General features: G+C 68.4%; 6 protein-coding genes, 1 pseudogene and 1 riboswitch. Of the genes and pseudogenes, 5 read left to right on the plus strand and 2 right to left on the minus strand.

Translation table 11 applies throughout. From position 1 onward, the window contains the following. The 3 genes from RMO04_RS00360 to RMO04_RS00370 all read left to right on the plus strand — a co-directional run. A partial coding sequence (locus RMO04_RS00360; protein ID WP_309642812.1) for a rod-binding protein occupies positions 1-296 on the plus strand: 296 nt, incomplete at its 5' end. 11 nt (positions 297-307) lie between these two features. Beyond that, positions 308-751: a flagellar basal body protein gene (locus RMO04_RS00365; protein ID WP_309642813.1), complete on the plus strand. Its 444-nt coding sequence runs from the start codon at positions 308-310 to the stop codon at positions 749-751. 73 nt (positions 752-824) lie between these two features. Beyond that, positions 825-1,382, plus strand: a complete 558-nt coding sequence (locus RMO04_RS00370) for a DUF1579 domain-containing protein (protein ID WP_309642814.1) — start codon at positions 825-827, stop codon at positions 1,380-1,382. A 13-nt stretch (positions 1,383-1,395) separates the two neighbouring features. Here the strand turns inward: RMO04_RS00370 and RMO04_RS00375 are convergent, their stop codons facing one another. Continuing rightward, positions 1,396-1,731, minus strand: coding sequence for a metalloregulator ArsR/SmtB family transcription factor (locus tag RMO04_RS00375; RefSeq protein ID WP_309642815.1), 336 nt, complete (start codon positions 1,729-1,731; stop codon positions 1,396-1,398). A 161-nt stretch (positions 1,732-1,892) separates the two neighbouring features. Next, positions 1,893-2,057: riboswitch (FMN riboswitch) on the plus strand. 90 nt (positions 2,058-2,147) lie between these two features. Here RMO04_RS00375 and RMO04_RS00380 point away from each other — a divergent pair. Continuing rightward, positions 2,148-2,645, plus strand: a complete 498-nt coding sequence (locus RMO04_RS00380) for a 6,7-dimethyl-8-ribityllumazine synthase (RefSeq protein WP_309642816.1) — start codon at positions 2,148-2,150, stop codon at positions 2,643-2,645. 8 nt (positions 2,646-2,653) lie between these two features. Further along, positions 2,654-3,079: a hotdog domain-containing protein gene (locus RMO04_RS00385; protein ID WP_309642817.1), complete on the plus strand. Its 426-nt coding sequence runs from the start codon at positions 2,654-2,656 to the stop codon at positions 3,077-3,079. On the opposite strand, the pseudogene RMO04_RS00390 reads toward RMO04_RS00385, so the two are convergent. After that, positions 3,076-3,362, minus strand: a pseudogene (locus tag RMO04_RS00390) (ABC transporter ATP-binding protein); the annotation flags it as partial. The gene RMO04_RS00385 and the pseudogene RMO04_RS00390 overlap by 4 nt on opposite strands.

Here is a 3,362-nt window from a genome sequence, read left to right on the forward strand (position 1 = left end):
TCGTCCCCCCCAGCCTCGCCGGCGGGGTTCCCACCGCCGCCAGCACCGCAGAACTGGCGAAGCGCGGCCAGATCGAGAAGACCGCCAAGGACTTCGAGGCCTCGTTCCTCTCGGTGATGTTGAACCAGATGTTCGCCGGGGTCTCGACCGAGGCTCCGTTCGGCGGCGGCAATGGCGAGCAAATGTTCAAGTCGTTCATGTCCGACGCCATCGCCAAGCAGGTGGTGAAGTCGGGCGGCCTCGGCGTCTCCGACAGCGTCGCCAAGGAAATGCTGAAGCTTCAAGGTTTGAGTTAGGAGACCGCGTCATGGCTCTGTCCGCCACCGACGCCGACGACCGGGTCGGCCAATTGATCCTGCTGACCGAACGGCTCACTGAGCTGATCGCGCTGGAGGCTCAGGCCTTCGAGCAGCGTCGGCCGCAGGACGCCGCCATCCACATCGAGGAAACCTCGAAGCTCGCGAACCTGTATCGCCATGAGTCGGCGCGGGTGCGGGCAGATCCGAGCATGGTGGCCAGCGCGCCGGTGAATCAGCGCGCGCGCCTCATCCGCGCCACCGAAGCCTTCGACGCCGTCCTCGCCCGCCAGGGCCGGGCGCTGGAGGCCGCGCGAACCGTCACCGAAGGCTTGGTCCGCGCCATCGCCGACGAAGTGGCCGCCCAGCGCAATACCGGCACGGGCTACGGCGCCGGCGCCATGCCCAGCGCGCCCGGCTCAGCGACCTCGATCACGCTCAACAAGCGCGCCTGATACGCCGATACCTGACGCAGACTGTCAGGTGTGACGGTCCAAAACGGCTCCCACGCCACCCGGGAGCCACCAGATGACCGACCGGCCACGCCGCAGAACCGTCTTGCAAACCGCCGTCAGCCTGGCGCTGGCCCAGGCGGCCATCTCGTCGTCGCCGGCCGACGCGGCGGAGCCTGTGGGGACCGGCAAACCCGGTGAGTTCGATTTCCTGCAGGGATCCTGGCGCATCGCCCACCGGCGCCTGAAGGCTCCTGGCGAATGGGACGTCTTCGAGGGCGAGGCGACCTGCTGGTCGATCCTCGGCGGCGTCGCCAGCATCGAGGAATTGCGCATCCCCGCGCGGAACTTCAGCGGCATGGGCCTGCGCCTGCTGGATCGTGAACAGGGCCGCTGGGCCGACTTCTGGGTCAATTCCCGTAGCGGAGTGCTGACCCCTCCCCCGACCTGGGGCGCGTTCAAGGACGGCGCCGGCGTGTTCGAGGCCGATGACAAGGACGGCGAGGCTCCGATCAAGGTCCGCGGCGTCTGGGACGCCATCACGCCCACCTCCTGTCGCTGGTCCCAGGCCGTCTCCCGCGACGGCGGCGCGACCTGGGAGGACAACTGGCTGATGGACTGGCGGCGCGCCTAGGGCGGCGTCCCGATCACCGGTCGCCGTCCGCCTTGAGAGCCGCCTCAAGCCTGTCGAGGCCCGCGCCCCAGAACGCGGTGTAGAAGGTCAGCCACTCCGTGGCCTGGGCCAACGGCTCGGCCTCGATCCGGCAAACATGGGACCGTCCCTGCACCCGGCGGCGCAGCAGACCCGCCCCCTCCAGGACCCGGACGTGCTTGGACGCCGCGGCGAACGACATGGCGAACGGCGCGGCCAGCTCGCCGATGTTCCGCTCGCCGCCTGCGAGGCTGCGCAGCATGGCGCGCCGGGTGGGATCGGCCAGGGCATGGAACACGCCGTCGAGGGCGGACGAATCTTGCAAAACCATGCGGTTTAGTAACCCGTCACACCGGACAACTCAACCGTCGGGTTCAATGACGGCGACTTCCGCGACGGCACTTCACGTTTTTTGGAGGCTGCGACTTAAACACTTGTTTGACTCACATGGTCGCGCTTAGGTTTGCGTCATCGTCGGGCCGTTCCGGCGATACGCGTTCTCAGGGCGGGGTGAAAGTCCCCACCGGCGGTGATGGCGAGAGGCTTCGGCCGAACGCACAAGCCCGCGGGCGCCTGGTTGGCCGAGAGGCCCGTCAGGGACAGCAGATCCGGTGCGAACCCGGGGCCGACGGTTAGAGTCCGGTTATGAGAACCGCTGACGGCAGGGCTCCGAGCGCATCCGCGCGACGAATCCGGTCGACGGCGTCTCCCTGAGTCGTGGTTCCAACCCCGATCAGGGACCTGACCATGACCCAAACCACCTTCGAACTTCCCACCGCCAACGGCGCCTTCCGCCAGGCCCGCATCGCCTTCATCCAGGCGGGCTGGCACGCCGAGATCGTCGACAACGCCTATCAGGGCTTCATCGCCGAGATTGGCCAACTGGGCTTCGCCGCCTCGTCCATCGACCGCTTCGAGACTCCGGGCGTCTTCGAAATCCCTCTGCATGCGCAGACCCTGGCCAAGACCGGCCGCTACGCCGCCGTCGTGGCGGCGGGCTTCGTGGTCAATGGTGGCATCTACCGCCACGACTTCGTGTCCCAGACGGTGATCTCCGGCCTGATGCAGGTGCAACTCGCGACAGAGGTGCCGGTGTTCTCGGTGGTGCTGACGCCGCACCACTTCCATGACCACGAGGAGCATCGGAGCTTTTTCCGGGAGCACTTCCTGGTCAAGGGCGCCGAGGCGGCCCAGGCCTGCGCCAAGACCTTGCACAGCCTGGCGCGGCTGGCGGCCGCGGCGTGAGGCGCGGGATGATGCACGAGACCCGCTCCATCCCGACCGGCTTCGAACGCCACTATCGCCAGAGCCCGGTGACCGACCCCTGGGAGCCGTTGTACAGCCGCAAGACCGATGAGGCGGTGATCTTGGGCTTCGTCGCCGAGGCGGCCCACACCAACAGCCGCGGCTTTGTCCATGGCGGGCTGATCAGCGCCTTGGCCGACAACGCCATGGGCCTGTCCTGCGCCCGCCGGCTTGGCGACGCCGCCAGCTTGGTGACGGTCAACCTGACCCTCGACTTCATGGGCAGCGCCCAGATCGGGCAATGGCTGGAGTTCGACACCGTGTTCGTGAAGCCTGGCGGCACGCTCTCGTTCACCCAGGCCTTCGTCACCGCCGACGGCGAGCCCTGCGCGCGGGCCAACGCCGTGTTCAGAATGGTGAAGAAGGCCGCTTAGCCTAGCCTCAACTCTTCCTCGACGCCGACGGCGTCGAGGAAGTCGCGGTCGTGGCTGACCAGCAGCATCGCGCCGTCGTAACCTCGCAGGGCGGCCTCCAGGGCGGCGATCGAGTCCAGGTCCAGGTGGTTGGTCGGTTCGTCCAGGATCAGCAGCTGCGGCGGCGCGGCCGACATCAGGACGCAGGCCAGGGCCGCCCGGAGCCGCTCGCCGCCGCTGTGCGCGCCGACGCGGGTGGCGGGGGGGCCATTGGGGGACAGGGAGGGCGCCCAGGCTCCGCGCG

The sequence above is a fragment of the Phenylobacterium sp. genome (assembly GCF_031412415.1).
Lineage (GTDB): Bacteria > Pseudomonadota > Alphaproteobacteria > Caulobacterales > Caulobacteraceae > Phenylobacterium.

What these genes read in the sequence shown, in the direction of transcription:
- RMO04_RS00365 (WP_309642813.1), top strand. Translation starts at nt 308, where the DNA reads ATGGCTCTGTCCGCCACCGACGCCGACGACCGGGTCGGCCAATTGATC.
- RMO04_RS00370 (WP_309642814.1), top strand. Translation starts at nt 825, where the DNA reads ATGACCGACCGGCCACGCCGCAGAACCGTCTTGCAAACCGCCGTCAGC.
- RMO04_RS00375 (WP_309642815.1), bottom strand. Translation starts at nt 1,731, where the DNA reads ATGGTTTTGCAAGATTCGTCCGCCCTCGACGGCGTGTTCCATGCCCTG.
- RMO04_RS00380 (WP_309642816.1), top strand. Translation starts at nt 2,148, where the DNA reads ATGACCCAAACCACCTTCGAACTTCCCACCGCCAACGGCGCCTTCCGC.
- RMO04_RS00385 (WP_309642817.1), top strand. Translation starts at nt 2,654, where the DNA reads ATGATGCACGAGACCCGCTCCATCCCGACCGGCTTCGAACGCCACTAT.